The sequence below is a fragment of the Phocaeicola sp. ICN-14070 genome, assembly GCF_037892625.1.
Taxonomy (GTDB): Bacteria; Bacteroidota; Bacteroidia; order Bacteroidales; family Bacteroidaceae; genus Phocaeicola; species Phocaeicola plebeius.
Map to the genome: position 1 here is coordinate 16,828 of NZ_JBBKBF010000048.1, position 13,917 is coordinate 30,744.

Below are 13,917 nucleotides of genomic sequence, written 5' to 3' on the forward strand. Positions count from 1 at the left end.
ATGAAAATAAACAGAAAGACTTTATATATAGCTGCCCTCGGCTATTTGTGGATGGGCGGAACGGAAACCATCCTCGCACAGGATGCCACAGCCGATTCGGTAAAAACCGGCTTTTTCAACGCGATGGATTATGTGAGACAGAAAAGGTATATCCCTGCCGGAAGGGTGATTGACCCCAAGGCCAGGGGATGGAATTCTTCCTTGTCGATTTATGCTGGTGCCGGAAAACTGGGAGGCGGAGCGGCAGGCCCCTACTCCAAAGAATTCGGTATCGCCTTCACAAAGGATGTAACCTCGTTCAACAGTTACCGTCTGGCCGTAGAAGGGGCGGTGAACGAACAGATTGGAAGAGGCGGCGTGGAAATAGCGCACATGTTCCGGATACTGGATTACCTGAGAGGCTACAAGGACGACCTGCGATGGGACCTGGAAACGGTACTGGGTATCGGCATCTACGGGACGAAAAACAAGGTTTCAAAGGAACGTTTCGTAGCTGGAGGCATACACGGCGGACTGCATGTGAACTACCATCTGCACAACCACCTGGACCTGTTTTTGGAACCGAGAGTGAATCTTTTTACCGACGGCATCAACGGACTGGAGTCACAGAAAAAATATGATATCGGTGCCCAGGCGATGGCCGGACTGACTTACCGATTTACCAACCTGCACAAGGTGTCCGGCCCTTCTGCCAACTCCGGCGCACTGGACAACCTGTTCTACGAAATTTATGCAGGTATTCAAGGAGACTACTCAGGCAGAATTCGTAAATCACCGGTAATGAACGGGGTACTGGAACCCGTAGGTCCCGTAATGGGTATCAGCATGGGAAAATGGTTCCTGCCCTTCGGAGTTAGGGGAACCTTATTCGCTGGAATACATAATACCCTCCCTGATCAAGGAAGGGGAAAAAGGAAAGAAGCTTACGGAGGTATACGACTGGAAGGTATGGTCAACCTGAACCGTCTGTTCGACGACCGGGTGACTGACCCCCGACTGGAAGTAAACCTGATGGGAGGTGCGGAAGCCGGATTCGTGGCACACCGGGGAGCGACTTATGCCCGCAAAGTCAGACCTTTCACGGGACCGACACTCGGAGGACAGCTGGTGTATGCCGTAAACGACCACATCGGTGTATTCGGGCAGGCACGCTGGAGCAAGAACAGCTATACGCAAAATTTCTTGCACGGAACGAGCAGCAAACGCCGCATGCAGAACCTGAGCATAGAAATGGGGGTGCAGTACAGAAGACGTGAAGAATGTATTACCCGTCACCAATACCTGTTTGAGCCCTATAACTTTGTATCGGTCGGCATGGGGGCAAATTACCCGATGCGCACCGGAGACCAGCAGCTGAAAGCCCTGATGAAGCACCTGGGACAGCAATTCTATGTGGGGTACGGAAGAAGATGGAGCAAATACTCATCGGTTAGAGGATACATCGAAATGGCACATTATCCCTATAACGTGAGTAAGCATGTATATCCCTTTACCCTCGGAGCGGACTACCTGGTAGACCTGAGTAGCCTGGCCGCAACGTATAACCCGGAAAGAATCTTTACGGTGGAAGGCCTGGCGGGTATCTTGTACACGCACCACGGAACGGCACAAAAGGACTATTTCGGCGTACAGGCCGGACTGAAAGAAACCGTACGGATAAATGACCAATGGGGTGTCTTTGCGGAAGAAATCCTCAGGGCCTACAAGGGTGCCATCATCCCGGGAGCCAGAACCTTGACGGAAAAAGAAATTTCACTCCTTCCGTATGCGAATTTAGGCGTAAGCCTATACTTTTAGGCAGTTTTTCTACTAAACCTCACACATTCTGATATATATTTTATCAATCCTTATCTGAATTTGAAATATTGTATTATCTTTGAAGCAGAATTATTAATTACATGAATATGAATAGTAGAATTTACATTCTGGCTATTGCACTGATGACAGGTGTAGGTGCAATGGCGCAAAACACGAAGCAAAACAGCAACGCAGAGAAGATTGAAAAATACACTGTACAAACCAACATGTTTGGCGACAACTTATTTATTGGAGCCAATGTAGGTACACAGATGTATATAGGTGATAACTTTTCTAAAGGAAAAGCCGGCAAGCTGATTACTCCGACATTTGAAATCAACGTAGGAAAATGGTTCACTCCGGGCATCGGATTGAGACTGGGATTCGGCGGCTACCAGGCCAAAGGTTACTCACTTGAGAATGAAGGATTTGCCTACAAACGTGTAGATACCGACTTGTATCGCACCAAATTCGGAATCCTCCACTTGCACGGTGACGTAATGCTGAACTTCACCAACCTGTTCTGCGGCTACCGTGAAGACAGATTGTACAATGCAATACCTTACGTGAGCATCGGTTACCTGCGCGGTATCGACAATAACGAAAACGAATTGTCTGGAGGCATCGGATTCATCAACCGTTTCCGTTTGAACAAGGCTTGGGACTTGAACCTGGAATTGAAAGGAAACATCAACAACGACGTGATGGACGGTATCCGTGGCGGAAAGAATATGGAAGGTTCTGCAGCCATCATGGTAGGTGCAACTTACCGCTTCAACCGCAGAGACTGGACTAAGGGTACCGGTATCTCGGCTGCTGAAATGCAGGCTGTACAGAATCAGCTTAAGAGCATGAACGAAGAAAATGCCAGCTTGAGAAACCGCGTAAATGCACTGGAAGAAGAAAAACGTAACCAGCCGGTTGTAACTGAAACCAAGGCTAGCAACAAGCTGCCGGATGCAACTGAATATGTAGCGTTCTTCGACATCAACAAGGCTTACCTGAGCGAAAAAGAAGCAGTGAACCTGGAAGCTTATGCAAACCTGATCAAGAAATATCCTGAAAACAAATTCATCATCACAGGATATGCTGACAAGCAGACTGGTTCGGCTAAATTCAACGAACGCCTGAGCAAGCTGAGAGCGGAAGCTGTATACAATACACTGGTAGATAAATATGGTGTAAACAAGGATCAGCTGACAATGGAATACAAGGGTGGTGTTGACACTATGTTCCGCGAAAATCCGCGTCTGAGCCGCGCCGCTATCATCCGCATGGCAAAATAAAAAAAACACTAAAATCATAGGAAATCGCTGCACTTCCTTGAAAAAGGAGATGCGGCGATTTCTTTTTTTCATTCTTTCTCTTACATTTGCAAACTAACCTTTTTTACGTAACTTTTTAAACGAATTTAGATATGATCATAGCTGTTGACTTTGACGGTACTATTGTGGAACACCGCTATCCGGAAATCGGACGGGAAAAGCCTTTTGCCTTTGACACACTGAAAATGCTGCAAAAAGAGGGGCACCGGCTGATTTTGTGGACTGTAAGAGAGGACAAGCTGCTGGAAGAGGCCGTGGATTTCTGCCGACAGCATGGAGTGGAATTTTATGCGGTCAATACGAACTATCCGGAGGAGCAGGAGGCGCATCAGCACTTCTCGCGGAAGCTGAAGGCGGATGTGTTCATTGATGACCGCAACCTGGGGGGGATGCTCGACTGGGGAAGTATTTACCGCCTGATACATTATCACCTGAAAATTGCGGATCTGGTGGCCGAAACGCTGGATGACAGGCTGGAAGAGGGCATCGAACGCCGGAAACAGGAGAAGAAAAAAAGACAGGGCTTGTTTGGCAAGCTGTTCGGATGAGACACGTCCGGAGAAGATACGAAAAGAAGCTGTTTCACACACGGAGCATTCCGACAGTGAAACAGCTTCTTTTATTGTATCCCTTTTGGGGAGAATTATTCTACGTAGAGCACCAGTCCCTTGAGGTATTCGCCTTCCGGATGGTAGATGTTGACCGGATGGTCGCCCGGCTGGGTGAGCTGGTGAAGGATGCGCACGCTGCGTCCGCTCTGTGCAGCGGCGGTAAACACGGCGTTACGGAAGTCCTGCTTGTTCACCACCTGCGAACAGGAGAAGGTGAAGAGGATGCCGCCCGGACGTATCTTTTCGAAGGCCTTGGCATTGAGTTTGGTGTAACCGCGAAGGGCATTGCGCAGGGCATCGCGATGCTTGGCAAAGGCCGGCGGGTCGAGGATAATCAGGTCGTACTGGTCGCCCATGCGGTCGAGGAACTTGAAGGCATCTTCCGCAAAAGCCTGGTGACGGGTATCGCCGGGGAAGTTGAGAGATACGTTCTCGTTGGTCAGGTCGATGGCTTTGGCAGAGCTGTCTACCGAGTGAACGAGGTTAGCTCCTCCCCTCATGGCATAGAACGAGAAGCCGCCGGTGTAGCAGAACATATTGAGCACGTTACGGCCCTTGGCATAGCGTTCCAGCAGGGCACGGTTCTCACGCTGGTCGACGAAGAAACCGGTCTTCTGTCCCTTGAGCCAGTCTACGTGGAACTTCAGTCCGTTCTCCATGGCCACGTTCTCCGGACTTCCGCCTTTAAGGAAGCCGTTTTCAGTAGCCAGCAGGTCGGCCTTGAAGGGCAGTGTGGTTTCTGATTTATAATAGATGTGCTGGATGACGTCGCCCATCACTTCTTCGAGGGCTTCGGCCACCGCCATACGGTCGAGGTGCATGCCGGCAGAGTGTGCCTGCATCACGGCGGTATGGTCGTACACGTCGATAATCAGTCCGGGCAGGTTATCGCCCTCGCCGTGTACCAGACGGTAAGTATTGTTCTGAGGATTGCCCAGCACGCCCAAGGCACAGCGGAGGTCTTTGGCCACCTGTAGGCGGCGTACCCAGAACGCATGGTCGATGGGTTCCTGACGGAAGGAAAGCACACGCACGGCGATGCTGCCAATCTGGAAATGTCCGCAGGCAATGAATTCTTTCTTGGAGGTGTAGACATCTACTACTTCACCTTCTTCCGGCTCTCCTTCCACGCGGGCGATGGCGCCGGAAAAGACCCAGGGATGAAAACGCTTGAGCGATTCTTCCTTTCCGGGTTTGAGAAATACTTTCTTATAGCTCATTTGTATGGTTTAAGTGATTAATCTTCGAGAATGTGTTCAGAGGCTTCCGTGCGTATCACGCGGTACTTGCCCGAAAGGCGAAGTTCTTCCAGGTACTGGTAGATGCGTACGCAGGCCCAGGCATCGGTGGCGGCATAAAGCTGCTGTGCCTCGGTCAGGGTGTCGGCCTCCCAGTTGGACAGGCGCTGGCTCTTGGAAATCTTTTCCTGAAAAAGGAGGGCATAGATTTTCTGGAGGCTCTTTTCTTCGATGCCGAAAGAGGCTACGTAGTCCTGCAGTTCCACCCAGTTGCCCATGCGCGGGTCTTTCTTGTTGCGGCGGCGGAGCATGGCAAAATCGTCTTTCAGCGACAGGCCGATCTTGAGCACGTTGTTCTGAAGGAACTCTTCCAGGAAGTCCGGCAGCCCGAGGTGATTCAGACGGAACAGGAAGCAGGTGTCGTAAGTAGAGACCTGCAAGAGGGCCACCTTGTTGACGGCTCCCTTCCGGAATGAAGGACGTGTTTCGGTATCCACTCCCACCAGTACATGGGTATTGAGGTAATCAATGGCCTTGCGGGCTTCGGCCTCGGTGTAGATTACGAAGATGCGACCGGGGAAAGAAACCTTAGGTAACTCCGCAACGATTTTCTTATCTATTTTACTCTGTAGTTCTACCATTCAGTTTACGGGTTTAGGGTTATTCGTCGTCGCCCATGTCAAGGCCTTCGTAGAGTTCTTCTTCGGTGCAGTTGTCTTCGTAGAGTGCAGAATCTTCCTCCTCCTGGCTGCCGTGTGCCAGCTGGCGGTACTTCACATCGTGAAGGGCACGCATCACATTGACCAGGCGCTGACCCCAGAACTCGGCAAAGAGTTCACGGCAGATGGCCAGAGAATCGTTCATGGTGTGCTTCAGGCCCAACTGGAACACGCAGATAAAATCCTTGACAGGCTGGTAAATGTCGGCCAGGCTTTCGGAGATGTTCTGATGAATGGGAGTATCACTATAGGCCATGTCATCGAGGAACACTTCGAGGTAGTCATCGTATTCGCCCAACAGGGAGGCAATGGAACCGCGAAGCACTTCGTAATCGGTCTCGGTCACGAAGGTTTCCGGATCAGCTTCTTCCATCCGCTCGCAAGCAGGAAGCAGCGAAGCCTTCAGATATAAAAGGGGAAGGAGTTTCAGGGACTTGTCGACGAAATCCCGACAGCGCATATCGGAAACACGCTCCAGGAATCCACAGAACTCGGCAGCCACTGTCACGAACTCGACCGCATTTTTATCGAATATTACTTGAGATTTTTTTTCTTCCATAATCATGCTAATTGAGACGCAAAGGTACAAAAAAAATTTCTCAGTTCTAGTTTTATTCGTACATTTGCACGTATGTTTAGCTAATTCGAATCATCATGCAAACCAAAAAAACAGATACAGGCAAAAGTGGAAAAGCGGCTGCCATGGCCGGAAAAACATGGACTATTCTTAAAAGTGAAACTACGGGGTTCGTCATCGGACTGCTTTTTGTAATCTTTGGCGTGTACTTGCTGCTGGCTTTCAGCTCGTTCTTCTTTACGGGAGGAAATGACCAGAGTATTCTGTCGCATCCCAACCCGTCGGAACTGCTGGAAACGAGCAACCGCATACAGAACTATGCCGGAGCACGGGGAGCGCAGCTGGCACAATACCTGATTAACGACTGCTTCGGGTTTTCGGCTTACTGCATCATCATCTTCTTAGTGGTGGCCGGCATGAAGCTGATGAAGGCGTATGAATTCCGCATCCGTTACTGGTTCTTAGGCTGTGCCACGGTGATGGTGTGGCTCTCTATCACCCTGGGATTTGCATTCGGGGGACTGCTGGAAGATTCTTATATTTATCCGGGGGGACTGCATGGCTATAACGTGAGCCTGTGGATTCGCTCGCAAATCGGTGCACTGGGATTGATTCTGGTGCTGCTGGCTACGGCCATACTGTTCGGCGTGGCACTGACCCGACAGACCATGGGCGTGGTGAGAAAGGCACTTCATCCGCAAAAGGGCAATAACGCAGCCATGGCAGAGGAAGTAACTCCCCAGCCGGAACCGACATTCCGGAAGCCGGTAGTGGACGAAGCGGAAGCGACCGTTGCGGAGGACGAATCGGATAAGAAGGAAAAGAAAGAAAGTTTCTGGAAGAGCTGGACGCACCGGAAACCGAAACAGAAAGAGGAGGAAGAAACTCCGCAGGAAGAACCGGAGAAAGCGGCTGAACCTGTAAAGGAGGAACCGGAGAAGGTAATTGTGAAAGAGGAACCGGCACCAAAGCGCGTCATCGACCTGCCCCTTGATACCGAGGAAGAGGATGAGAAGAAGCACCCTTTTGAGGTGAAGCCGGCCCTGGTGGAGGAAGACTTCGACAAGGAAGAAGAGGAGCCGGCATTTGAGGTCAGCAACGATACCAAGGAAGAGGATCAGGCTTACCGTGGAGACGTGTCGCAACCGTATAACCCGCGTCTGGACCTGGAGTTTTACCGCTTCCCTACCCTCGACTTGCTGAATACGTATCAGAACGACGATCCGGACATCGACATGGAGGAACAGAATGCCAACAAGAACCGCATCATCAAGGTGCTGCGCAGTTTCGGCATTGAAATCAGTTCCATCAAGGCCAGTGTGGGTCCGACCATTACCTTATATGAAATTACGCCGGCAGAAGGGGTACGTATCTCGAAAATCCGTAACCTGGAAGACGACATCGCCCTGAGTCTTTCGGCACTGGGTATCCGTATCATCGCACCGATTCCGGGCAAGGGTACCATCGGTATCGAGGTGCCGAACGCAAACCCGCACATCGTGCCCATGAGTTCCATCCTGACCAGCAAGAAGTTCCAGGAAACCACGTTCGACTTGCCGGTGGCACTCGGAAAGACCATTACCAACGAGGTGTTCATGGTGGATCTGGCCAAAGCGCCCCACATGCTGGTGGCCGGTGCGACAGGTCAAGGTAAGTCTGTGGGACTGAATGCCATCGTGACCTCCCTGCTCTACAAGAAGCATCCCAGTGAACTGAAGTTCGTCATCATCGACCCGAAGAAGGTGGAATTTGCCATCTATGCGCCGATTGAGCGTCACTTCCTGGCCAAGTTGCCCGACGGAGAGGATGCCATCATCACCGACGTGACGAAGGTGGTACAGACACTGAACTCGCTGTGTGTGGAAATGGACAACCGTTACAAGCTCTTGCAGAACGCGGGATGCCGTAACATCAAGGAATATAACGCGAAGTTTATCAACCGCCAGCTGAATCCGGAGAACGGTCACCGCTTCCTGCCTTACATCGTCATCATCATTGATGAGTTCGGCGACCTGATTATGACAGCCGGCAAGGAGGTGGAACTGCCTATCTGCCGTATTGCCCAGCTGGCCCGTGCGGTGGGTATCCACGCTATCATCGCTACCCAGCGTCCGACCACGAACATCATTACGGGTACCATCAAGGCCAACTTCCCGGCACGTGTGGCTTTCCGTGTGGCTTCCATGATGGACTCACGCACCATTCTGGACCGTCCGGGTGCCCAGCAGCTCATCGGTAAGGGTGACATGCTGTACCTGCAAGGAAACGACCCCGTGCGCGTGCAGTGTGCGTTTGTCGATACGCCGGAAGTGGAACGCATCGCGGAATTCATCGGCAAGCAGCAGGGTTATCCTACGGCCTTCATGCTGCCGGAATACGTGGATGAGAATGCAGAACCCAGCAGTGCAGCCGACGTGGACATGAACCGTCTGGACCCGCTCTTTGAAGAAGCGGCTCGTCTGGTCATCTACCACCAGCAGGGTTCCACTTCGCTGATTCAGCGTAAATTCTCCATCGGCTACAACCGTGCAGGACGTATCATGGACCAGTTGGAAAAGGCGGGCATCGTAGGTCCGGCCAACGGTAGCAAGGCGCGCGACGTGCTTTGTCTGGATGAAAACGATTTACAAATGAGAATGAGCAGCCTGAAGGATTAAACGGGCTGCCCTCTAACCCCTAAAAACGATTGTGACAGGTATGAAAAAGATTTTTCTTCTCGTCCTGCTGATGGGAGTCGCCTTGTGTCAGGCTGTGGCCCAACAGGATGCAAAAGCTGAAAGCATATTAAGCAAGATGACGGACAGCTACCGGAAAGCCGGCGGCATCAGTCTGACTTTTGGAGGTACACAACAAGGAAAGCTGTTGCTGAAAGGCAACAAGTTCTGTCTGGAGAGCGGAGGCATCAAGACCTGGTTCGACGGAAAGACACAGTGGAGCTACGTGGAGCAGAATGAAGAGGTGAACGTGTCATCCCCCACCCCGGAGGAAATACAGAGCGTCAACCCGTATGCATTGCTGAGGGCCTACAAGAAGGGCTTCAACTACCGCTACGTGGGCGAAAAGACCCGTCAGGGAAAGCGGGGACATGAAATCATCCTAACCCCGAAAACCTCGCAGGACATTAAAAGCATCACACTGAACGTGAAGGAAAACAGCTCGCCCGTGTACATTGCCATCCAGTTGCAGAACGGAGAGAAACAAGAGTTTCAGATTTCGTCATACCGCACGGGAGTGAATCTGCCCGACGCGGTGTTCCGTTTCGACAAAAGCAAGTATCCCGAAGCAGAAATCATTGATTTACGATGACATCATCCGATGTATCGAGAATAAAACTTTGAGCTAAGTAAGAGGGGGTTTCGGCATAGATATACATGACGCTGCCCCCTTTTATCGCATCTATAATGGGGCGCGACACGGAAGTAGGCAGTGCCGGACATCCGAAACTCCGTCCCAACCGTCCGCCACGACTGGCCACGGAGGGGTCTGCATAGGCGGCCCCGTGCACCACAATGGCACGTTCGCGGGCCCGGTCGTTAATCCCTTTCTCCAGCCCGTCGAGAATGAGCGAATAGCCGTTTCGTCCCTGATAGGTGGAAGCCGTCAGGTAAAAACCCAGTGAGCTCTTGTAGGAGCCGTATTCGTTGGAAAAAGAAGTAGCATAGTTTCCGCCGCTGTTCTTGCCGTGCGACACTACCGAGGAATACAGCATCCGTCGGTGCTTCATGTCGAACACGTACAGGCGCTTTTCCGTGGAAGGCTTGGAAAAGTCAATCAGGGTCAGTACATCGCGTTTGCGGTTCTTGATGCGGTTGTAACCCGTCACCGCCTGCTTGAAGGCCCGCCAGTTGACCACCCCCTCCAGCTGCATGGAATGGTAGAGCGACACGACCTCATCGGCCGCCTTGACCGCTGCTACAGGGGATTCAGTAGGAACAGACTCTCCTTCCGCCGTGAAATACGCACAGGGGAAAGACAGGAACATGGCAGAAAGAAAAAATTTGATGATATGATTTTGCATGACTTTTTACGACCTGAAAAATATTCGGCCGCAAAGTTACGGATTTTCCGCCCTTCTTCTTCCGTAAAGAGAGTTAATTTTATAGAAATCACTCGATTACAATCACCAGTGACCGTTCTGTCGGTGCCCAGTCGTACACAAACTTGGCATGCGAGGTGGCATTGCGCACACACATGTGCGAACGGGGCGTGGTGCCCAACGACCAGCTGTATTCAATCATCGCCGTGCGAGGCACGTTGACCGGCACCCCGTGAATATAGGCTCCGTTGGTGAAGCGGCTGGCATACGGTGCATAGCCTCCGGTGGCTGCAGAGCCGTCTTTCAGGAACACCATGCGCGACTTTTTCTGCTGCACCACAAACATGCCGAGCGGCGTTTCCTGCGCGTACGGCGGACGGTGCATGCCCGTAGTAGCCGGATTCATGCTGCGGATGGCCCAGGTACCTTCTTCCAGACGTTCCAGCGTGGCAATGTTCTGGTCGCCCCGGTCCACCACTACCACGTGGTTAAACTGCGTGCTGTCGGACAAGAGCTTGACGTAGCGGCGCGGCACCCACCATTCTCCCTCGATGGAGACCGGTGACACGCGATAGAAGCTGCCCGTCTCGCCCAGGAAAGACACCAGCGCCCCGTCGCGTCCGTAGCGTTCGGGCACCAGCGTATCCGAAGGAAGATACAGCGGCACCGACTGATAGCGTTCCACTCCCAGCGTATCGGCAATGCGCCGGTACACATTCTGCGTGTATTTCCGCACCAGCGGAGCTTCACGGTTCACATTCTTGTAATTCTGGAATATCGCCCAGCGGTTGGCATCGTACTGAAGGTTCTCGATAAAGGCCAGGCATTTGCGTATGGCATCCCATTTGAATGAACGGACGGTGTCCTTATACGGATACTCATCCTTCAAGGTATATTTGTCAAAAAGAAGTTCCTTCGCCAAGATGATGTCGTCAGCGGTCAGCGGTTTACGCTCAAACGGCAGAATATCTTCCACCTCCATGCTGTCGGGAGATGCCGTCTCCGACACGATGGGTTGCGACATCGGTTGTTCCACCCCACGGCCTGCTTCCTCCCGGCAACCGCAAAGGAGACACAAGAAGCATATTAAGCCTGTCAGTCGTTTCATAATGAAGGGTTATAAGGTTGGAACAAAGATAATAATTTTTGCTAAAAAACCGCAGGAAAATGCAAAAAATCAGCGACTTTCTGCAAAGAAAGCACGACTTCCGGCACTTCCTCCAATTACTCGTCCAGGATACGGGCCGTCTCCACTTTTTCCAGTCGCGCACGCAGCTTTCCCATCATCGACTTGCGGATGCGCAGACGCATCAGGCAGTCCATGTCGTACGACTGTTCCAGTATCTCGGGCGACTCTTCCTTGACGATGCGCATGATGTCGTTCATGAAAGGATATTCGAACGCCACGGCCACGTCTTCGTCCACCGTCTTCTCGATGACCGGGGCTTCATCCAATGCCAGCGAAGCCGCCATGCGGTAGGCCACAATCAGACCGCTCGTCCCCAGCTTGATGCCGCCGAAATAACGCACCACGATGACCAGCACATCGGTCAGTTCGCGCGAGTTAATCTGTCCGAGGATGGGCTTTCCGGCCGTGCCCGAAGGCTCTCCGTTGTCGTTGGCCCGGAAATCCTTCCGTTCCGCCCCCAGCATATAGGCATAACACACGTGGCGGGCATCGTAATATTTCTTCTGGTACTCTTCCAGAAGGGACTTCACTTCGGAGAGCGTACGCACCGGCAGCGCAATGGCAATGAACTTGCTGCGCTTCTCGGTATAGATGGCTTCCGCGCTTTCCTGAATGGTCTTATAGGTATCTTCTTGCATCGTTTTTTCTTCTTTCAGGTGGCAAATTTAATGATTTTTCTCGCATTTTTAAAACCGGAAAGCGTATCTTTGCTCCTGCATTAATCCCTTAAGAAACTAATGGCATGAAAAAATTACAAAAACTAACCTACTGTATGGGACTGGTTGCCGTGGCTGCACCTCATGCACAAGCTGCAACCCCCGATTCTGAAAAACCCAATATTTTGTTCATTCTCTGCGACGACATGGGATACGGCGACCTGGGATGCTACGGTCAGCCTTTCATCCAGACACCTTGCATCGACCAGATGGCACAGGAGGGCATGCGATTTACGCAGGCATACGCCGGAAGCCCCGTCAGTGCCCCGTCGCGTGCCACCATCATGACCGGACAGCACAGCGGACACGGACACGTGAGAGGCAACAAGGAATACTGGCTCGGCGAGGTGTGGTACGGACAGAACAAGGAATATGCCGTGACCGGACAGGAGCCGTATGACCCGCAGCACATCATCCTGCCGGAAATAATGAAGAAAAACGGCTATACCACCGGCATGTTCGGCAAATGGGCGGGCGGCTACGAGGGTTCGACCTCTACTCCCGACAAGCGGGGCGTGGACGAATACTTCGGCTACATGTGCCAGTTTCAGGCGCACCTCTACTACCCGAACTTCCTGAACTCCTACAGCCGTGCCGCAGGTGATACGGCCGTCAGCCGTGTGATTCTGGAAGACAACATCCGCTACCCGATGAGCGGCGAAGACTATTTCAAGCGTACGCAGTATTCGGCCGACCTGATTCACCAGAAGGCACTGGAATGGCTCGACAAGCAGGACGGCAAACAGCCTTTCTACGGCTTCCTGACGTACACCCTGCCGCATGCCGAACTGGTACAGCCCAACGACTCCATCCTGAAGAAATATAAGAAACAGTTCTTTGAAGACAAGACCTGGGGCGGACAAGCCGGTTCCCGCTACAACGAGAGCGTGCACACACATGCCCAGTTTGCCGGCATGATCAGCCGACTGGATGCCTACGTGGGCGAAATCCTGGCCAAGCTGAAAGAAAAAGGGCTCGACGAGAATACCATCGTCATTTTCAGCAGTGACAACGGTCCTCACGAAGAAGGCGGTGCCGACCCGACATTCTTCGGACGCGACGGCAAGTTGCGCGGCCTGAAACGCCAGTGCTACGAAGGAGGTATCCGCATCCCGTTCATCGTACGCTGGCCGGGAAAGGTGAAAGCCGGTGAGGTGAACGACCATCAGCTGGCCTTCTACGACATCATGCCGACCTTCTGCGAACTGGTGGGCGACAAGCGTTTCCCCAAGAAATACCTGAACAAGAAACTGGAAGGTGACTGTTTCGACGGCATCTCTTTCGCTCCTACCCTGTTGGGAAATGACAAAGCTCAGAAGGCACACGACTTCCTCTACTGGGAGTTCCACGAAACCGACCAGATTGGTCTCCGCATGGGCGACTGGAAGATGGTGGTAAAGAAGGGTGTTCCTCACCTCTACAACCTGGCAGAAGACATCCATGAGGACCACGACGTGGCTGCCCAGCATCCGGATCTCGTGAACCAGATGAAGCAGGTAATTCTGCGCGAACACCGCCCGAACGACCTCTTCCCCGTGACCTTACCGAAATAAGATATTTTACCGGAAAACGCACTTACGTTTCGAACCAAACGCACTTGCGTTCCAACTCAAACGCCGAAGAGTCTTAAAGAAAACGCACTTACGTTTAGCAGAATACGTAAGTGCGTTTTCTTTTCAGCTTGCTTCTCGCCGTCCGTCCCGCAAGTA

12 protein-coding genes are annotated in these 13,917 nt (G+C 52.1%); 6 read left to right on the forward strand and 6 right to left on the reverse strand.

Annotated features, from left to right (window positions below; genetic code table 11):
• From WKT20_RS12585 to WKT20_RS12595, 3 genes are all read left to right on the forward strand, one after another.
• Positions 1-1,797 (forward strand): hypothetical protein, encoded by a 1,797-nt coding sequence (locus WKT20_RS12585; RefSeq protein ID WP_304323085.1) that lies wholly within the window; start codon positions 1-3, stop codon positions 1,795-1,797.
• A gap of 107 nt (positions 1,798-1,904) precedes the next feature.
• A complete protein-coding gene (locus WKT20_RS12590; protein ID WP_340417468.1) occupies positions 1,905-3,083 on the forward strand; it encodes an OmpA family protein in 1,179 nt (392 codons plus the stop codon).
• 131 nt (positions 3,084-3,214) lie between these two features.
• The gene (locus WKT20_RS12595) at positions 3,215-3,670 is read left to right on the forward strand and encodes a BT0820 family HAD-type phosphatase (protein ID WP_118243490.1); all 456 of its coding nucleotides are present in this window, start codon (positions 3,215-3,217) and stop codon (positions 3,668-3,670) included.
• A gap of 95 nt (positions 3,671-3,765) precedes the next feature.
• Here the strand turns inward: WKT20_RS12595 and WKT20_RS12600 are convergent, their stop codons facing one another.
• Genes WKT20_RS12600 through WKT20_RS12610 form a run of 3 tightly spaced genes read right to left on the reverse strand, consistent with a single transcriptional unit; the run spans position 3,766 to position 6,255 of the window.
• Positions 3,766-4,953, reverse strand: a complete 1,188-nt coding sequence (locus WKT20_RS12600) for a class I SAM-dependent rRNA methyltransferase (protein ID WP_022052507.1) — start codon at positions 4,951-4,953, stop codon at positions 3,766-3,768.
• Positions 4,954-4,970: 17 nt separating this feature from the next.
• Positions 4,971-5,612: a 3'-5' exonuclease gene (locus WKT20_RS12605; RefSeq protein WP_340417469.1), complete on the reverse strand. Its 642-nt coding sequence runs from the start codon at positions 5,610-5,612 to the stop codon at positions 4,971-4,973.
• 19 nt (positions 5,613-5,631) lie between these two features.
• Positions 5,632-6,255 (reverse strand): DUF5063 domain-containing protein, encoded by a 624-nt coding sequence (locus WKT20_RS12610; RefSeq protein ID WP_117701991.1) that lies wholly within the window; start codon positions 6,253-6,255, stop codon positions 5,632-5,634.
• Between the two features lie 89 nt (positions 6,256-6,344).
• Here WKT20_RS12610 and WKT20_RS12615 point away from each other — a divergent pair, with 89 nt between their 5' ends.
• On the forward strand, positions 6,345-8,924 hold the full coding sequence (locus tag WKT20_RS12615; RefSeq protein WP_340417470.1) for an FtsK/SpoIIIE family DNA translocase: 2,580 nt from the start codon (positions 6,345-6,347) through the stop codon (positions 8,922-8,924).
• Positions 8,925-8,964: 40 nt separating this feature from the next.
• Entirely contained in the window at positions 8,965-9,573 is a 609-nt protein-coding gene (locus WKT20_RS12620; RefSeq protein ID WP_340417471.1) for a LolA family protein, read from the forward strand.
• On the opposite strand, the gene WKT20_RS12625 is transcribed toward WKT20_RS12620, so the two are convergent.
• The 3 genes from WKT20_RS12625 to WKT20_RS12635 all read right to left on the reverse strand — a co-directional run bounded on the left by WKT20_RS12625 (position 9,557) and on the right by WKT20_RS12635 (position 12,130).
• Positions 9,557-10,285: a murein L,D-transpeptidase catalytic domain family protein gene (locus WKT20_RS12625; RefSeq protein ID WP_340417472.1), complete on the reverse strand. Its 729-nt coding sequence runs from the start codon at positions 10,283-10,285 to the stop codon at positions 9,557-9,559. The two genes, WKT20_RS12620 and WKT20_RS12625, sit on opposite strands and share 17 nt — an antisense overlap.
• Before the next feature lie 88 nt (positions 10,286-10,373).
• Positions 10,374-11,411: a L,D-transpeptidase gene (locus tag WKT20_RS12630; RefSeq protein WP_340417473.1), complete on the reverse strand. Its 1,038-nt coding sequence runs from the start codon at positions 11,409-11,411 to the stop codon at positions 10,374-10,376.
• Between the two features lie 116 nt (positions 11,412-11,527).
• Complete coding sequence (locus tag WKT20_RS12635) at positions 11,528-12,130, reverse strand: IMPACT family protein (protein ID WP_022052514.1); 603 nt, start codon at positions 12,128-12,130, stop codon at positions 11,528-11,530.
• Positions 12,131-12,264: 134 nt separating this feature from the next.
• Between WKT20_RS12635 and WKT20_RS12640 the strand changes: the two genes are divergently transcribed.
• Positions 12,265-13,761, forward strand: coding sequence for an arylsulfatase (locus tag WKT20_RS12640; RefSeq protein ID WP_259323545.1), 1,497 nt, complete (start codon positions 12,265-12,267; stop codon positions 13,759-13,761).
• Positions 13,762-13,917 lie beyond the last annotated feature (156 nt).

Bases quoted from the DNA above. Each gene is read 5' to 3' on its own strand.
- WKT20_RS12640 (WP_259323545.1), top strand. From the start codon at position 12,265: ATGGGACTGGTTGCCGTGGCTGCACCTCATGCACAAGCTGCAACCCCC.
- WKT20_RS12630 (WP_340417473.1), bottom strand. From the start codon at position 11,411: ATGAAACGACTGACAGGCTTAATATGCTTCTTGTGTCTCCTTTGCGGT.
- WKT20_RS12605 (WP_340417469.1), bottom strand. From the start codon at position 5,612: ATGGTAGAACTACAGAGTAAAATAGATAAGAAAATCGTTGCGGAGTTA.
- WKT20_RS12615 (WP_340417470.1), top strand. From the start codon at position 6,345: ATGCAAACCAAAAAAACAGATACAGGCAAAAGTGGAAAAGCGGCTGCC.
- WKT20_RS12610 (WP_117701991.1), bottom strand. From the start codon at position 6,255: ATGATTATGGAAGAAAAAAAATCTCAAGTAATATTCGATAAAAATGCG.
- WKT20_RS12585 (WP_304323085.1), top strand. From the start codon at position 1: ATGAAAATAAACAGAAAGACTTTATATATAGCTGCCCTCGGCTATTTG.
- WKT20_RS12620 (WP_340417471.1), top strand. From the start codon at position 8,965: ATGAAAAAGATTTTTCTTCTCGTCCTGCTGATGGGAGTCGCCTTGTGT.
- WKT20_RS12595 (WP_118243490.1), top strand. From the start codon at position 3,215: ATGATCATAGCTGTTGACTTTGACGGTACTATTGTGGAACACCGCTAT.
- WKT20_RS12635 (WP_022052514.1), bottom strand. From the start codon at position 12,130: ATGCAAGAAGATACCTATAAGACCATTCAGGAAAGCGCGGAAGCCATC.
- WKT20_RS12600 (WP_022052507.1), bottom strand. From the start codon at position 4,953: ATGAGCTATAAGAAAGTATTTCTCAAACCCGGAAAGGAAGAATCGCTC.
- WKT20_RS12625 (WP_340417472.1), bottom strand. From the start codon at position 10,285: ATGCAAAATCATATCATCAAATTTTTTCTTTCTGCCATGTTCCTGTCT.
- WKT20_RS12590 (WP_340417468.1), top strand. From the start codon at position 1,905: ATGAATAGTAGAATTTACATTCTGGCTATTGCACTGATGACAGGTGTA.